Origin of the sequence: Lysobacter sp. S4-A87 (assembly GCF_022637455.1) — a bacterium.
GTDB lineage: Bacteria > Pseudomonadota > Gammaproteobacteria > Xanthomonadales > Xanthomonadaceae > Lysobacter_J.
In genome coordinates this window covers 648,155-664,046 of sequence record NZ_CP093341.1, presented here as the reverse complement: position 1 = coordinate 664,046, position 15,892 = coordinate 648,155, and the positions used below count along the sequence as shown (strand labels likewise).

Below are 15,892 nucleotides of genomic sequence, written 5' to 3'. Positions count from 1 at the left end.
CAGGACCGTCATGCGCTGGGTCTGCCTGCTGTTGCCGCAACTGGCGTTGGACGGTGTCCTGCGTCGTCAGCCGATGCCCGAGCAGGCATTGGCGCTGATCGATGGACCGGTGCAGCGGCGCGTGCTGCATTCGGTCAATCCGGCCGCGCGCGCGCTCGGGCTGCGGCCCGGGCAGTCGATGGCGGCGGCGCAGGCGATCAATGCCGGCTTCACCAGCGTTGCCTACGACCCCAGGGATGCGGCGCACTGGCGTGACCTGGTCGCGGCCTGGGCCTACCGTTTCAGTTCGCAGGTCAGCACGCAGTTCTCGCACGCGATCGTGCTGGAGATCGGCCGCAGCCTGAAATTGTTCGGGCCGTGGCCGCGGCTGGAAGCGCAGATGCGCGAGGAACTGCGCGCGATGGGCTTCCGTCATCGCCTCGTTGCCGCGCCCAATCCGCATGCGGCGCGGGTGCTGGCCAATGTCCACGACGGCATTGGGCTCACTGACGAAACCCTGCTGACCGGCCTGGGCCAGATCCCGGTCGAGCGTGCCGGGCTCGATCGCGAGACCGCACTGTCGCTGTCGCGCATGGGCCTGCGCCGCCTGCGCCAGGTCTTCGAGCTGCCGCGCGACAGCATCACCCGGCGCTTTCCGAAGACGGTGCTGCCGTACCTGGACGCCCTGCGCGGCGATATGACCCTGCCGCTGACCCTGTACCGGCCACCGGACGTGTTCGACCAGCGCATGGAGTTCGACCACGAGATCGAATCCAGCCAGGCATTGCTGTTCCCGCTGCGCCGCCTGACCGCGGACCTGGCCACGTTCCTGGCCGGTCGCGACGGCGGCGTGCAGCGCTTCGTGCTGGTGCTGGAGCACGAACGCTGCGATGACAGCGAAGTCACCGTCGGCCTGCTCGCGCCCGAACGCGCTGCGGCCACGTTGTTCGAACTCACTCGTGGCCGCCTCGAACAGGCGAGGGTGCCGGCACCGGTACGCGGCCTGCGCCTGATCGCGCAGGAACTGCCGCCGTTCGTGCCGGCCAGTCGCGATCTGTTCGATGCCCGATCGCAGCAGGCGATGCCGTGGCCGCAATTGCGCGAACGATTGCGTGCGCGTCTCGGCGACGACGCCGTGCATGGCCTGGCCGTGCGTGGCGATCACCGGCCCGAGCGCGCCTGGGGCGTGGACGCGCTGGCGCAGCGCGAGACCGCGCCGCCGTCGCTGCCGCGCCCGGGCTGGCTGCTGCATCAGCCCATTGCGCTGCGCGATCACGCGCTGACCGTGCTTGCCGGCCCCGAACGCATCGAATCGGGCTGGTGGGACGGCTTCGAAGTGCGCCGCGACTATTACCTGGTCGAAACGTCCAGCGGCCAGCGCGCCTGGGCCTATTGCGTCGCCGGCGAGCGCGGGCCGTACATGCTGCACGGGTGGTTCGCATGAGCGCGCTGCCCGACTATGCCGAGCTGCATTGCCTGTCGGCCTTCAGCTTCCAGCGCGGCGCATCGGTCGCACAGGAGCTGTTCGACCGCGCCAGGGAGCAGGGCTACCAGGCCCTGGCGATCACCGACGAATGCTCGCTGGCCGGCATCGTGCGCGCGCTGGAGGCGTCGCGGAAAAGCGGCCTGCCGCTGATCGTCGGCAGCGAGATGCGGATCGAAGGCGGCCCTGCCGTGGTGCTGCTGGTGGCTGACCTGGAAGGCTACGCCGCGCTGTGCCGGATGATCACCGTCGCCCGGCGTCGCGCCGACAAAGGCCGCTACCGCCTGCTGCGCGAGGACTTCGACGGGCTGCCGGCCGGCCTGCTGGCGCTGTGGCTGCCGGCCGACGCCCGCGACGGCGAGGTCGAGTGGCTGAAGTCGGTATTCCCCGAACGCCTGTGGATCGCGGTCGAACTCCATCGCGGCCCGGACGATGACGAACGCCTGCAGGCGCTGCGCGATCTTGGTCATCGCCATGGCCTGTCGCTGGTCGCCGCCGGCGATGCGCACATGCACGTGCGGTCGCGCCGGCTGCTGCAGGACACGCTGACCGCCATCCGCCACCGCACTACCGTGGTCGAGGCGGGCGCATTGCTGTTCCCTAACGGCGAGCGCCACCTGCGCACGCGCCGTGCGCTGTCGGCGATCTACCCGGCCGACCTGCTGGCCGAGACCGTGCGCGTGGCCGGGCGTTGCCGCTTCACCCTCGACCAGCTGCGCTACGAGTACCCGCGCGAACTGGTCCCGCAAGGTCACACCGCCGCCAGCTGGCTGCGCCACCTCACCGAAGAAGGCGCGCGCTGGCGCTGGCCGGCCGGCACGCCCGACAAGGCCCGCGACCAGATCGAGCACGAGCTGGCGCTGATCTCCGAGCTGCACTACGAGTCCTACTTCCTGACCGTGCACGACATCGTCCGCTTCGCCCGCAGCCGCGCGATCCTGTGCCAGGGCCGCGGATCGGCCGCCAATTCGGCGGTGTGCTACGCGCTGGGTGTGACCGAGCTCGACCCCGGTGCGATGAACATGCTGTTCGAGCGCTTCCTCTCGCGCGAGCGCAATGAACCGCCGGACATCGACATCGACTTCGAACACGAGCGCCGAGAGGAAGTGCTGCAGTACGTGTTCGAACGCTACGGCCGCGAGCGGGCGGCGCTGGTGACGGTGGCGATCAGCTATCGCGGCAAGAGCGCGATCCGCGACGTCGCCAAGGCCCTGGGCCTGCCACCGGACCAGGTCAACGAGCTGGCCGCGACCATGGAACGCTGGAGCGGCGAGATGCCGATGCCCGAGTACCTGCGCGAGCGCGGCTTCGACCCCGGCGCGCCGATCCTGCGCCGGGTGCTGCAGCTGACCGCCGAGCTGATCGGTTTCCCGCGCCATCTGTCGCAGCACCCCGGCGGCTTCGTCATCAGCGAGCAGCCGCTGCACAACCTGGTGCCGGTGGAGAACGCGGCGATGGACGGCCGCACCGTGATCCAGTGGGACAAGGACGATCTGGACGTGATGCAGGTGTCCAAGGTCGACTGCCTCGCCCTGGGCATGCTCACCGCGGTGCGCAAGACCCTCGACCAGCTGCGCCGGCACGGCCGTCGCGACATGACCATGGCCGACATTCCGGCCGACGACCCCGACACCTACGAGATGATCGGCCGCGCCGACACCGTGGGTGTGTTCCAGATCGAATCGCGCGCGCAGATGGCGATGCTGCCGCGGTTGCGGCCGAAGAATTTCTACGACCTGGTGATCGAGGTGGCGATCGTGCGGCCGGGGCCGATCCAGGGCGACATGGTCCATCCCTACCTGCGCCGCCGCAACGGCCAGGAGCCGGTCGACTACCCGCCGCGCCTGCGCGAGGTGTTCGAGCGCACGCTGGGCGTGCCGCTGTTCCAGGAGCAGGTGATGCAGCTGGCGATCCAGGCCGCCGACTACACGCCGGGCGAGGCCGACGAACTGCGCCGCTCGATGGCGGCATGGAAGCGCCACGGCGGCTTGGAGCACCATCGCGAACGGCTGACCACGCGCATGCTCGGCAACGGCTACACGCTCGAGTTCGCCGAACGCATCTTCGAGCAGATCAAGGGTTTCGGCAGCTACGGTTTCCCCGAGTCGCATGCGGCCAGTTTCGCGCTGATCACCTATGTGACCTGCTGGCTCAAGCGGCACGAGCCGGCGGCGTTCGCCTGCAGCCTGATCAACAGCTGGCCGATGGGCTTCTACACGCCCGACCAGATCCTGCAGGACGTGCGCCGCCATGGCGTGCGCGTGTTGCCGGTCGATGTGCGCTTCAGCGACTGGGACTGCAGCCTGGAACGATTGGGCCAAGCCGGGCTGCGCGACCAGGCCGGGCTCCGCGACAAGATGCTGTCGATCCGCCTCGGCCTGCGCATGATCCAGGGTTTCGACAGCGTCGCGGCCGAGCGCATCGAGGCGGCGCGGGCCCGGCGTGCCTTCGACGACGTCGCCGACCTGTGCGAGCGCGCCGCGCTCGATCGTCGCCAGCAGGGCCTGCTGGCCGACGCCGGTGCGCTGAAGTCACTGGCCGGCCACCGCCATCGCGCACGCTGGGCGATCACCGGCGTCGAGCGTCAGTTGCCGCTGCTGGGGGCGACCGTCTCCGGCAAGGAAACCCAGATCCGCCTGCCGATGCCGACGCCCGACGAGGACCTGCGTGCCGATTACGCCCTGACCGGCACCACGCTCGGCCGCCACCCGCTGTCGTACCTGCGCAAGGCGCTGAGCGCGCGCCGCTGCAAGGGATCGACCGAACTCGACCAGGTCGCCCATGGCCGCAATGTGCGCACGGCCGGGCTGGTGCGCGGGCGCCAGCAACCGCAGACCGCCAGCGGCGTGATCTTCGTGACGCTGGAAGACGAATCGGGAACGATCAACGTCGTGGTCTGGAAGCATCTGGCCGAACGCCAGCGGCGGGTGCTGCTGGAATCCCAGCTGCTGGCAGTGGAAGGGCGGCTGGAGCGCGTCGACGGCGTGCAGCACGTGATCGCGCAACGGCTGGAGAACTACGCCGAACTGCTCGGCGAGCTGGATACCAGTTCGCGCGACTTCCGCTGAGCCGGGCAGGGGTTACCGCTTCGAAGGCGTCGGCGCGTCGCCGTTGTCCTTCACCTTCGCCATCATCCGCCGCTCGATCGCCCCCACCGCCGCCAGCACCAGCAGCGTCAGCACGGTCGCCGCCAGCGCCAGCAGGTGGTAGCGGAACCCCGCCATCACGCCGATCACGGCCACCATCAGGATCGAGGCCGCGGTGGTGATGCCGGCCACGACCTGCGATCCGCGGTGGCCGAAGATGGTGCCGGCACCGATGAAGGACACGCCGGCGATCACCGCCTCGACCAGGCGCAGCGGATCGAGGGTCAGCCCCTCGCCGTCGAGACGATGGTCGACGATCACCAGTTGCCCCAGGCCGACCAGCAGCGCCGCAGCGCCCGCCACCAGCATGTGCGTGCGGAAACCGGCGGGGCGATTCTTCAGTTCGCGCTCGAACCCGATGGCACCGCCCAGCACCATGGCAATGGCGGCATCGCCGAGCACGACCAACTGAATGGTCCAGTCCATCCGCTCACCCTAAGGGCAGGCGATGTATAGATGGCGTCACGATGACTTCCAGTTCCGATACATTCGCGTCACGCATGCCTTCCTAGGATCGGTCGCACCTAAACGGAGGACATGCCATGGGATTCATCATCTGGTTGATCGTCGGCGGCATCATCGGTTGGCTCGCGAGCCTGGTCATGCGTCGCGACGGCCAGCAGGGAATTTTCCTCAACATCATCGTCGGCATCGTCGGCGCCTTCATCGGCGGCTGGCTGGGCGGCGTGCTGGGGCTGGGCGGCGGCGACATCAACGACGGCAACTTCAGCATGAGCGGCCTGCTGCTCTCGCTGCTGGGCGCGATCGTGCTGCTGGCCATCGTCAATCTGTTCACCCGCGGCCGTGCGCGCTGAGACGCGCAGGCGCGCAATGCGACGCTGAGTCGCTGAGACGAAGCGCGAGCCTTCGCGCTTCGATCTCCCACATGATCCCCCACATGATCCCCCACACGATCGCGCCGATGCCGGGCCGTGCATGAACGGATCGCCGCGGCGGTGACGCGGCCTTGATGTCCGCGTCGGGATGCTGCAGGGCATGGCAGCTCGCGAGCGCTCCCCCATCGCCACCCGGTCCGGGTCGGCTGTGCAATCGGCGGCCGCGGGCGGCCTGGTCTATGTCAGCGACGCCGACCCCGGTCTGCGTCGCCGCCGTGCCGGCAAGGGGTTCTCGTACGTCGATGCCGCCGGCCGGCGCATCCGCGACGCGGCGACGCTGGCCCGGATCCGGGCCCTGGCGATTCCGCCGGCCTACCGCGACGTCTGGATCTGCACGCGCAGCAACGGTCATCTGCAGGCCACCGGTCGCGATGCACGCGGCCGCAAGCAGTACCGCTACCACCCGGACTGGAACCAGGTTCGCGACAGCGACAAGTTCGACCGCATCGTCGCGTTCGGCGCATCGCTGCCGCGCCTGCGTCGGCGCCTGCGCAGCGATCTGGCGCGCGATGGCCTGGTCGCGAGAAGGTGTCCGCAATCGTGGTTGCGGTGCTCGCCGACACGCTGCTGCGCATCGGCAACGACGAGTACGCCCGCGGCAACCGCTCCTACGGCTTGACCACGCTGCGCAACCGCCACGTCGAGTTCCTGCGCGGCGGCCGCGCCAAGCTCCGTTTCCGCGGCAAGGGCGGGCTGGAGCATGACGTGGTGCTCGACGATGCCCGGCTGGCGCGCCTGATGCAGCGGTGCCAGCAGCTGCCGGGGCAGATGCTGTTCCAGTACCGCGATGACGATGGCGCCGTGCAGCCGGTCGACTCGGGCCTGGTCAACGACTACCTGCGCGACGCCACCGGCGGCGATTTCACCGCCAAGGACTTCCGCACCTGGGGTGGGACACTGTTGGCTGTGCGCCTGCTGGCCGGATGCGAGGTCGCGCAGAAGGAAGACGGGCAACCCGATGCCCAGGGCATCGTTGCCACCCGCAACGCGGTGATCAAGGACGTCGCGCAACTGCTGGGCAACACACCGGCGATCTGCCGCAAGTCCTACATCGACCCGGTGGTGTTCGCGTGCTGGGAAGACGGCCGCCTGCAGCGCGCCACCGCCAATGCGCGCGGCGCCCGGCAATGGGAGCAGGCCGCACTGCGGTTGCTCAAGCGCGCCCACCGCAACGGCGGCTGAGGTCAGTCGCTTTCCTCGTCCTCCCACTGCCAGTTCACGGCGTGCTCGTCGAGGAACGCATCGACGGCCGCCCCGATCGTCGGATATATCGGCCCGAAGCGCTCCAGCATCTCGAAGCGCCGCAACTTGTCCTTGACCGGATCCTTCAGCTCCGCGAAGCGGAACTCGACGCCCGATTCGCGCAGCGACCTCTCCAGTTCGGCGAGCATGTCGGCCGACGTCACATCGATGCTGGTGACCGGCTCGGCCGCGACGACGATCCGCCGCGCCGGCGTGGGCGATTGTGCGACTGCCTCGAGCACGCGCTGGTGGAACAGCTCGGCGTTGGCGAAGAACAGCGGCGCATCCCAGCGGAACAACACCAGGCCCGGAACCAGGCGTGCCTGCGGATAGCGCCGGATGTCGTGGAAGCCGCGGATGCCCTCGACCCGGCCCATCACGGCGTGGTGCGGCCGCCAGCCGTCCCAGAGGAACTCGATCACGGCGATTACGATCGCGATGCCGATGCCGTGGATCACGCCGAGCACGGCGACGCCGACGAAGCAGGCCACCGACAACCAGAACTCCCACTGCTGGATGCGGTAGATGCGGCGCAGGTCGGCGAACTCGAACAGACCAATTGCCGCGGCGATGACCACCGCCGCCAGCGCGCTGCTGGGCAGGTGCTCGAGCAGGTTGGGCGCAAATACCAGCAGCAGGGCAACGGCCACGGCGCCGACCACGCCAGTGAGCTGGGTCTTCGCTCCGGCGGCTTCGGCAACCGGCGTGCGCGAGGAACTGCTGCTGATCGGAAAGCCCTGGAACAACCCGGCGGCCAGGTTGGCGGCACCCAGGCCGATCATCTCCTGGTTGGGATCGACAGCGACCCCGTTCTTGGCCGCATAGGTGCGCGACAGCACGCTGGTGTCGGCGAATGCCACCATCGCCACGGCGCAGCCACCGATCACCACCTGCGCCAGGTGCGCCGGCTCGATCCACGGCAGCGCGAACGACGGCAGGCCCTGCGGCAACTGGCCGAGCACCTTGACGCCGGCGCTGTCGTCCAGGGCGAGTGCACCGACCACGAACGTCGCCGCCACGACGGCAATCAGCAGGCCGGGGATCCGTTTGTACGGCTTGAGCAGCAGGATAAGCACGAGCGTGCCCGCACCGACGGCGAACGCAGTCCAGTTGGCCTGTCCACCGAGGATCGCCTGGGCGGTACGGGACAGATCGCGCAATGGCCCGGCGCTGTCGATCGAGAACCCGAACAGCTTGGGCAACTGGCTGACCAGCACCGTCAGCGCAATGCCGTTCATGTAGCCGTAGCGGATCGGCTTGGACAGCAGTTCGGTGACGAAGCCCAGGCGCAGTACGCCGATCAGGATGCACACCAGGCCCGACACCACCGCCATCAGGCTCGCCACGACCACGGCGCGCGCCGGGTCGCCTGCCGACAGGGGCAGCACGACCGCGAGGATCACTGCCGCGAGCGAAGAGTCCGGCCCCAGCACGAAGATGCGGCTCGGCCCGAACAGGGCGTACGCAAGCAGCGGGACGATCGTGGCGTACAGGCCGTAGATACCGGGCACGCCCGAGGCCACAGCGTAGGCGATGCCGACCGGCACCAGCATCGTGGTCAGAACCAACCCGGCCATCAGGTCGTTCGGCAGCCAGGCGGCTTCGTAGCGCCTGGCGGTCTGCAGTCCGGGTAGCCAACGCATCCAGCCGTTCATCGGCGAGTTCCCTGTCGTGGCCTGGTCATGCCTGTCGCGAACATTCCCGCTCGGGCCGTGGAATCAGTACTGCTCCTTGATGAACTTGAAAGGATAGTCGGACTCCACGTAGTCGCCGCGCTTCTGCCGCTTGGGCAGGCTGAACTTCTCGCGGGGCAGCTCTTCGTATGGAATCTTGTCGAGCATATGGCGAATGATGTTGAGGCGCCCGCGGCGCTTGTCGTCGGTACGGGCCACATACCACGGCGCCTGCGGCGAGTCGGTGGCGGCGAACATGTCGTCGCGTGCGCGCGAATAGTCGTACCAGCGCCCATACGACTTGAGGTCCATCGGCGTGAGCTTCCACAGCTTGCGTCCGTCGGTGGCGCGTTCCTTGAGGCGCCGGGTCTGCTCCTCGTCGCTGACTTCCAGCCAGTACTTGAGCAGGATGATTCCCGACTGCACGATCGCCGCTTCCACCAGCGGTGTGGTCCGCAGGAACTTGCGCACATTGGCTTCAGAGGTGAACTCCATCACCCGTTCCACGCCGGCGCGGTTGTACCAGCTGCGATCGAAGATCACGAACTCGCCTGCCGCCGGCAGATGGCGCATGTAGCGCTGGAAGTACATCTGGCTCTTCTCGCGGTCCGTTGGTGCCGGCAGGGCCACCACGCGGAACACGCGCGGGCTGACCCGCTCGGTGATCGCCTTGATCGTGCCGCCCTTGCCGGCGGTGTCGCGCCCTTCGAACACGACGCAGACCTTCTTCTTCTTTGCGACCAGCCACATCTGCAGCTTGACCAGCTCGACATGCAGTTTCTCGAGCTCCGCCTCGTACGCCTTTCGCGTCATCTTTTCCGTTTCGGCAGGCGCCTGGTCGTGTTTGTCGGTTTTCATTTCGCGGCTCCGCTCGTCATGCCTTCTTTTCGTTCTCGACGGCCTTGTTGATGATGTCGTCGTAGAGCTCGACGATCTGCACGCCGATCTTGTGCATCTCCGGATTGCGTGCCCACACCTGCTGCCCGCGCTGCGCATCCTCGAGCGCGCTCTTGAGGAATGCGATATCGGAATCGGTCAGGCGCTCGCCGGCATCGACGCGCTTCTTGACCGCCAGCGTTCGCGGCAACCTGAAATTGATCAGTCGATCGAGGAGTGCCTGGAGGGTGCCGGTATCGTCGGTTTCGTCGGACATCGTGGCCGCTCTGCAAGGGGTGGGCGTTATTCTGCGCACGCACCGTGTTACGCCAGCATCACGGCAGTTTCACGCTGAAATAATGGTTGTCGGCCTTCCAGCGCAAAGAAAAAAGCCCGTCAAAAGACGGGCTTTCACCTTGGATCGTTAGCGGGGGGTTGACGGCCGTCTCAGCCCAGCTGCTGGATCCGCATCATGTTTCCCGAAGGGTCACGGACGGCGCAGTCGCGCACGCCGTACGGCTGGTCGGTCGGCTCCTGGACGATCTCGGCGCCGCTGGCCTGCAGTTTCTCGAAGGCGCCTTCGAGGTCGCGGGTGGCCAGCAGGATGATGCCGTACGTGCCCTTGGCCATCATCTCGGCGATGGTGCGGCGTTCGTCCTCGGTGATGCCCGGGGTGGCTGCCGGCGGGTGCAGGACGATGGATGTTTCCGGCTGGCCGGGCGGGCCGACGGTGATCCAGCGCAGGCCGTTGTAGCCGACGTCCTTGCGCACCTCGAAGCCGAGGGTGTCCCGATAGAAGGCCAGCGCGGCGTCCGGATCGTTATGGGGGAGGAAGCTCGCGTGGATGGAGATGTTCATTGCAGTCGTCCCTGGTGGTTGGAGCGGTCATGCTAGGTCCGGGTCGGTGGCCTTCGCTTCTCGATTCCTGACCGGTCTGGTCACCTGCTTCTCGATGCAGGACGGAATCCCGGGCGCCGCGTCCGCCACCTGGCGCCGATAGACACTGGGCGGCACGCCGACAAGTTCGGCAAAACGGGTGCTGAAGGTGCCCAGCGACGAGCAGCCGACCGCGAAGCAGACCTCAGTGACGCTCAGCTCGCCACCGCGCAGCATCGCCATCGCGCGCTCGATGCGCCGGGTCATCAGGTAGGAGTAGGGCGACTCGCCGTAGGCGAGCCGGAACTGGCGGCTGAGATGCCCGGCGGACATGTGGACGCCATGGGCGAGGGCTTCGACATCCAATGGCTGCGCGAATTCGCGGTCGATGCGGTCGCGCACGCGGCGAAGCCGCGCGAGGTCGCGCAGGTGCACCGCATCGGAGGGTCGGCCAGTCACCTGCGCGATCGTGCCACCGTGACCCGCGCGGCTCAAGCTCGCGGTGGCGGACGCGCGCTTGGCAGCCGCGGCCGGTACGAATAAGCTCGCCGGCAATGGAAGTTGCCCCGCCTGCGGCGGGTGTGACAGGGGACGTACCACAGGACTCACGGGTCCGACGCATCAGTAGTTGGACCGCCATCGCATGTCACGACCTTTTCTTCGTCACGCCGCGGATGCGGCCCTGGCGCGCCCTGCATTGTTCCTGACCGTCCTGTGGGCGTTGCTGTGCGCGCCATGGCTGATCGGCAGCCGCGTCCTTCCCTACGACGCCGCGCAGCAGTTCTACCCGTCGGTCGCATTCACCGTGCAGCAGCTGCGCCAGCTGGAAGGCCCGTGGTGGAACCCGTTGCTGTTTGGCGGCTATCCGCAGTTCGCCGACCCGCAGGCGATGACCTTCCAGCCAACGGTCGTGCTGCCGATGCTGCTGTCGTCGCTGCCGTCGATGAGCTGGTTCACCGTGGTCGTGCTGGTGCATGTCCTGCTGGCCGGACTGGGGGCGCTGGTCGTGGCCCGCAGCTACGGCCTGCATCCGGCCTCCAGGCTGCTCTTCGCGCTGACCGTGATGTTCGGAGGGGTCGCCGCTTCGCGCATGCAGCACGTCCCGATGATCGTCAGCTACGCCTGGCTGCCCTGGTTGTGGTGGGGCCTGCGCCGGTTGTCGCAACGGCCGAAGCCGGCAACAGCGGCGCTCGCCGGTCTGTTTGGCGGCCTGTGCGCCCTGCAGATGACCCAGGTCACCTATCTCATGGGCCTGGCTGCGATCGCGTACGGCCTGTATCTGCTCACCCATGTCGCGCCACAGGACCGCTTGCGCTACGCAGGTTGCCTGGCCCTGGCTGGAGTCATCGCGGCCGTAGTTTCACTGCCGCAATGGATGGCGACCTTTGCCTTCCTGCCGGACACCAATCGCGGGCAACTGCTCCTGGACGATGCGATGGGCGGCAGCCTCACCTGGCCCGCGCTGGGCACCCTGCTGGGCGCGGACCTGCTGTGGGCCCGCGGCAAGTACGTCGGCGGTGGCGACCTGACCGCGAACTACCTCTATCTGGGAGCGGTGCCGCTAGCGGTCTGGGTTGCCTGGGGCCGTGCAACGCTGCCGCAGTACCGGCACCAGGTGGTCGGGGCCATGTGCTGCATGGCGCTGGCGACCATCTACGCGCTGGGACTGCGGACTCCCGCATACGCATGGTTGTACGAATGGCTGCCCGGCGTTTCGATGTTTCGCCGGCCGGCCGATGCGCTGTTCCTGTTCGTGCCGGCGGCCGCGCTGCTGGCCGCCGTGGCGCTGGAGTCGCGCTTGCGAGGGGCGCAGTGGCGGCCGAACTGGGCGGGCCTGGTGGTCCTCGGCGGCCTGGGCGCGTACGCGATCTGGCATGGGGCAGCGAACCTGGGAGGCGTGCGTTCCCTGCTGCCGTTGCTCGTGACGGCGCTCATTTCCGCCGTCGCCATCTGGGCCCTTCGCGCGAGCCGCTCCATCGGCCCGCTGACGCTGGCCATGCTGCTGGTGCTGTTCGCGCTGGACCTGGGGGTCCACAACGTGCGCAATCGCTACTACGGCGGCAGCGGCGAGGTGCGGAAGCTGTACGAGGGTGCCGGCCTTCCGGCGGACGGCGTATCGGCCACTGCGCCGATCCTCAACCGCATCCATGGCATCGTCCGCAGCGGCGTCATTCCCGAGCGGGCCGAGATCGTTGGGGTCAACGCTCTGGTCAACGCCGTCGGCGTGCGCGGCGTTGCGATGACCGGCGGCTACAACCCCATGCTGTACGCGCCGTATGCCTCCGCGTTCGGTTCGTCGACCTTCGTCGGAACGCTGTCTGAGCGCGTTTTCACCGAGCTGGCTCCACGCTACGACTCGCCGGCGTTCGATCTGCTTGGACTGCGCGTGGTCGTCACGCGTGAGTCGCTGCAGGGCAGCGTCGAATCCAATGGCGTGCACTGGAAGCTGCGCGAGTCCGTGCTCCCGCGCATCCTCAACCCGACCACCGTGCGCGGACATCAGGGCGCGTTGCCGCCTACGGCGGCGTTCCAGGCAACGGACTTCAACAGCGAGGTCTGGCTGCCGGAAACGGCGCTCGCAGGCACTTCGTGTGCGCGCCGGCAAGGCGGCGTTGCGCAGGTCGCGCCAGTGTCCTATCGCGCCAATCGCGTCGGGATCGACTACCGCGCGCCGCGACCGGCGTGGATCGTGCTCAACGAGATCGACGCACCGGGCTGGTGGGCGGAGGTCAACGGGCAGGAGGTGCCGCTGCTGCGCGCCAACGCGCTGTTTCGCGGCGCCTGCGTGCCGGCCGGGGCAGGGCGGCTGACGTTCCATTTCAGCCCGCTGCGGATGGTGGCGATGCGTTGGAGCAATGGCCGGAGGCCGGAGTCTGGCGGCAGCGATGCCGCGGCGGTCGCGGCCGGTGTGGCCGACTAAAGCAAAAAGCCCGCACCAGGCGGGCTTTTGCTTGAATGGTGGAGGTGGGGGGAATTGAACCCCCGTCCGAAGGCACTCCATCCCCGGCACTACATGCTTAGCGCTCCGTTAGGTCTCGCCCCCGAACAGCACGGCGCGCAAAGCGCATCCGGGGACCAGCCTGTTTTGGGTTAACCAGGGACTGACAGGCAACCGTCCCCGGCGATTCCGTGATGATGACCCTACGCTGCGAACACGGACACAAGCAGTTTCGGGGCTTACGCCTTAAGCGGCGAGAGCGTAGTTGTCGTCGTTGGCAACTAGAAGTTTGCAGCTGGATTTACGAGGAAAGCTACCCCCTCGGCATGCACCAGGCGATTTCGCAACCCCCGTCGAAGCCAGTGCACCCCCGGGGACAGCTGTTCGCTGACCCGGTCAGTATAGGGCCGCATCCCGGCCACACAAGCGCCGCGACACGTCGCAGGGCAGCTTCCATTCAACCAGTGGCCGGGGGCAGGGGCTGCAGACGCCGCAGGCGATGCTCCGCTTGGCGCCCGGGCTTTGTATGCTTGGGGCAATGACCGACGCCGCCGGCCCCCGTACCCCCGAACTCGCGGAGCTGTCGCCACGGCGGGGCTACCTGCTGGCGCTGATCGTGCTGGTCGGTTCGCTGGTTCTGGTATTCACGGCCTGGCGCGCGGCGCGCGAGCGCGAACTTCGCGCGGCCGAGGCGGAGTTCATCAGCAAGAGTGCCGAAGTCACCGAGCTGCTGCGCCAGGGCATGATCAAGTACGAACTGGTCGCGCGCGGCGGCGTGTCGTTGTTCGCTTCGGTGACGCGGGAGCGGCCAACGCCGGCGCAATGGAAGGCCTATGTCGACGGCATGGACATCCAGGAGCGTTTCCCGGGCATGGTCGGCCTTGGCTTTGCCGAATACGTCACCGCCACGCGCCTGCCGGAACTGCAGCTGGCCTGGCGCGATTCGGGCTATGGAATGCTCGAGATCTGGCCGCGCGGTGAGCGCGCGGACTATGGGCCGATTCTCTACCTGGAGCCAAAAACGCCGGCGAACGTGGCCGCGGTCGGTTACGACATGTTCGCCGAGCCGGTGCGACGGGCGGCGATGACCGCCGCCATGGACACCGGCAATACCTATCTGTCCGGACCGGTGCACCTGATCCAGGATGGCCCGCTCCAGGGCACCGGGCTGCTGTTGTACCTGCCGGTCTATCGCGGCGGCAGTCGCCCGGCGACGACCGGACTGCGCAGGGCCGGCATCCAGGGCTGGGCCTACGTGCCGCTGCGCATGGACGGCTTCGTGCGCAATGCCCTTGGCGCCGTGCACGGCAGTGGCCGCTTCCGTGTCTTCGACGAAGGCGGCGAAGAGCGCCAGCTGTTTGCCACGTCCGAGGGCGGCGACAAGCGTCCGCCCGCGTTCCGCCACAGCGAGCGCTTCAACCAGTACGGACGCCGCTGGCGGGTGGATTACGAATCGGCGCCGCTGGCGGTGGCCGCGCCGCGCCTGCAGGGCCTGCAGAACCTGCTCGCGCTGGGCTTGTTCTCGTCGCTGTTGCTTTACGCGATCGCCTGGATGCTGGCGCGCACCGAGGCGCAGGCGTACCGCATCGCGGTGCGCATGACCGAAGACTTCCGGCGCAGCGAAATGCGCTTTCGCAGCGCCATGCTGTATTCGGCGATCGGCAAGGCGCTGCTCGACAGTGAAGGCCACATCGTCGAAGCCAATCCGGCGCTGGCGACCATTGTCGGCCTGACCCCGGAAGCGCTGGTGGGTGTGCGTTTCGACGCGCTGTTCGAAAGCGACGAGCCGGAGATGATCGCCCACGCCAGCGGCAGCACCGATGCACAGGGCATCCATCGCGCCACCCGCCGCCTGCACCGCGAGGGCGGCGAGCCGCGCCAGGCGCAGCTGACCTATTCGCCCGTGCCGGGCAACATCGGCCAGGACATTGCCGGCCTGGTGCAGGTCGAGGACGTCACCGAGCGCCTGCGTGCCGAGGCGCGGGTGCACGCGCTCAACCGTACGCTGGAGGCTCGCGTGGCGTTGCGCACGCGCGAACTGAGCCAGGCCAACCAGGAGCTGGAGGCGTTCGCCTACAGCATCTCGCACGACCTTCGCGCGCCGTTGCGGGCGATCGACGGCTTCAGCCGGATCCTGGTCGAACGCCATTCCGGCGGCCTGGACGATGCCGGCAAGGGATACCTGGTGCGCGTGCGCCGTGCCGCGGCGCGCATGGGCGAGCTGATCGACGCGCTGCTGAAGATGTCTCGCCTGAGTCGTGGCGAACTGAAGCTGGAGCGTGTCGACCTCAGCCGGCTCGCCAGCGAAGTGCTGGAAGAGCTCAGGGTCGGCGACGGCAAGCGCCAGGTCGACATCCAGATCGAACCGGAGCTGTTCGTGATCGGCGATGCGACATTGCTGCGCAATCTGCTCGGCAACCTGTTGGGCAATGCCTGGAAGTTCACCCGCGACCGCGTCGGCGCACAGATCGAGTTCGGCGCCGTGCATCGCGAAACCGGCCCGGAGTACTTCGTCCGCGACAACGGTGCGGGCTTCTCGCAGGAATACGTCGACAAGCTGTTCCGGCCATTCCAGCGCCTGCACCAGAACGAGGATTTCGCCGGCCACGGCATCGGCCTGGCCTCGGTCAAGCGCATCGTCGAGCGCCACGGCGGCACGATCCGCGCCGAGGGCGAAGTGGGCCGTGGCGCGACGTTCTGGTTCACGCTGCCGCGCGAAAAGCTGATCGACTGAGCCGCTACCCTGGTTTTATCCAGCCCCCAAGTTGGGGGCGATTCGCACC

Annotated in this window: 11 protein-coding genes, 1 other RNA gene and 1 pseudogene; 6 read left to right on the top strand and 7 right to left on the bottom strand. The window is 68.0% G+C overall.

Going from position 1 to position 15,892, the window contains the following annotated elements; translation table 11 throughout:
- Positions 1–10: 10 nt before the first annotated feature.
- Both MNR01_RS03015 and MNR01_RS03010 read left to right on the top strand, forming a co-directional pair.
- Complete coding sequence (locus MNR01_RS03015) at positions 11–1,423, top strand: DNA polymerase Y family protein (protein WP_241919507.1); 1,413 nt, start codon at positions 11–13, stop codon at positions 1,421–1,423.
- Complete coding sequence (locus MNR01_RS03010) at positions 1,420–4,530, top strand: error-prone DNA polymerase (RefSeq protein ID WP_241919506.1); 3,111 nt, start codon at positions 1,420–1,422, stop codon at positions 4,528–4,530. The genes MNR01_RS03015 and MNR01_RS03010 overlap by 4 nt, the downstream gene beginning before the upstream one ends.
- Positions 4,531–4,542: 12 nt before the next feature.
- Here the strand turns inward: MNR01_RS03010 and MNR01_RS03005 are convergent, their stop codons facing one another.
- Positions 4,543–5,034 (bottom strand): MgtC/SapB family protein, encoded by a 492-nt coding sequence (locus MNR01_RS03005; protein WP_241919505.1) that lies wholly within the window; start codon positions 5,032–5,034, stop codon positions 4,543–4,545.
- A 116-nt stretch (positions 5,035–5,150) separates the two neighbouring features.
- Between MNR01_RS03005 and MNR01_RS03000 the strand changes: the two genes are divergently transcribed.
- Together MNR01_RS03000 and MNR01_RS02995 are read left to right on the top strand one after the other, a co-directional pair.
- The gene (locus MNR01_RS03000) at positions 5,151–5,423 is read left to right on the top strand and encodes a GlsB/YeaQ/YmgE family stress response membrane protein (protein WP_241919504.1); all 273 of its coding nucleotides are present in this window, start codon (positions 5,151–5,153) and stop codon (positions 5,421–5,423) included.
- A gap of 181 nt (positions 5,424–5,604) precedes the next feature.
- Positions 5,605–6,686: pseudogene (locus MNR01_RS02995) on the top strand (DNA topoisomerase IB).
- Between the two features lie 2 nt (positions 6,687–6,688).
- On the opposite strand, the gene sulP reads toward MNR01_RS02995, so the two are convergent.
- From sulP to MNR01_RS02970, 5 genes are all read right to left on the bottom strand, one after another.
- Entirely contained in the window at positions 6,689–8,401 is a 1,713-nt protein-coding gene (gene sulP, locus MNR01_RS02990; protein ID WP_241919503.1) for a sulfate permease, read from the bottom strand.
- A 63-nt stretch (positions 8,402–8,464) separates the two neighbouring features.
- Positions 8,465–9,277: a polyphosphate kinase 2 gene (ppk2, locus tag MNR01_RS02985; RefSeq protein WP_241919502.1), complete on the bottom strand. Its 813-nt coding sequence runs from the start codon at positions 9,275–9,277 to the stop codon at positions 8,465–8,467.
- Between the two features lie 16 nt (positions 9,278–9,293).
- Positions 9,294–9,572: a hypothetical protein gene (locus MNR01_RS02980; RefSeq protein WP_241919501.1), complete on the bottom strand. Its 279-nt coding sequence runs from the start codon at positions 9,570–9,572 to the stop codon at positions 9,294–9,296.
- A gap of 170 nt (positions 9,573–9,742) precedes the next feature.
- Entirely contained in the window at positions 9,743–10,153 is a 411-nt protein-coding gene (locus MNR01_RS02975) for a VOC family protein (RefSeq protein WP_241919500.1), read from the bottom strand.
- A gap of 27 nt (positions 10,154–10,180) precedes the next feature.
- A complete protein-coding gene (locus MNR01_RS02970) occupies positions 10,181–10,630 on the bottom strand; it encodes an AraC family transcriptional regulator (RefSeq protein WP_241919499.1) in 450 nt (149 codons plus the stop codon).
- 184 nt (positions 10,631–10,814) lie between these two features.
- On the opposite strand from MNR01_RS02970, the gene MNR01_RS02965 reads away from it, so the two are divergent.
- Complete coding sequence (locus MNR01_RS02965; RefSeq protein ID WP_241919498.1) at positions 10,815–13,091, top strand: YfhO family protein; 2,277 nt, start codon at positions 10,815–10,817, stop codon at positions 13,089–13,091.
- Positions 13,092–13,127: 36 nt separating this feature from the next.
- Here the strand turns inward: MNR01_RS02965 and ssrA are convergent.
- Positions 13,128–13,481, bottom strand: a transfer-messenger RNA (tmRNA) gene (ssrA, locus tag MNR01_RS02960).
- 166 nt (positions 13,482–13,647) lie between these two features.
- Here ssrA and MNR01_RS02955 point away from each other — a divergent pair.
- Positions 13,648–15,843, top strand: a complete 2,196-nt coding sequence (locus MNR01_RS02955) for a CHASE domain-containing protein (protein WP_241919497.1) — start codon at positions 13,648–13,650, stop codon at positions 15,841–15,843.
- Positions 15,844–15,892 lie beyond the last annotated feature (49 nt).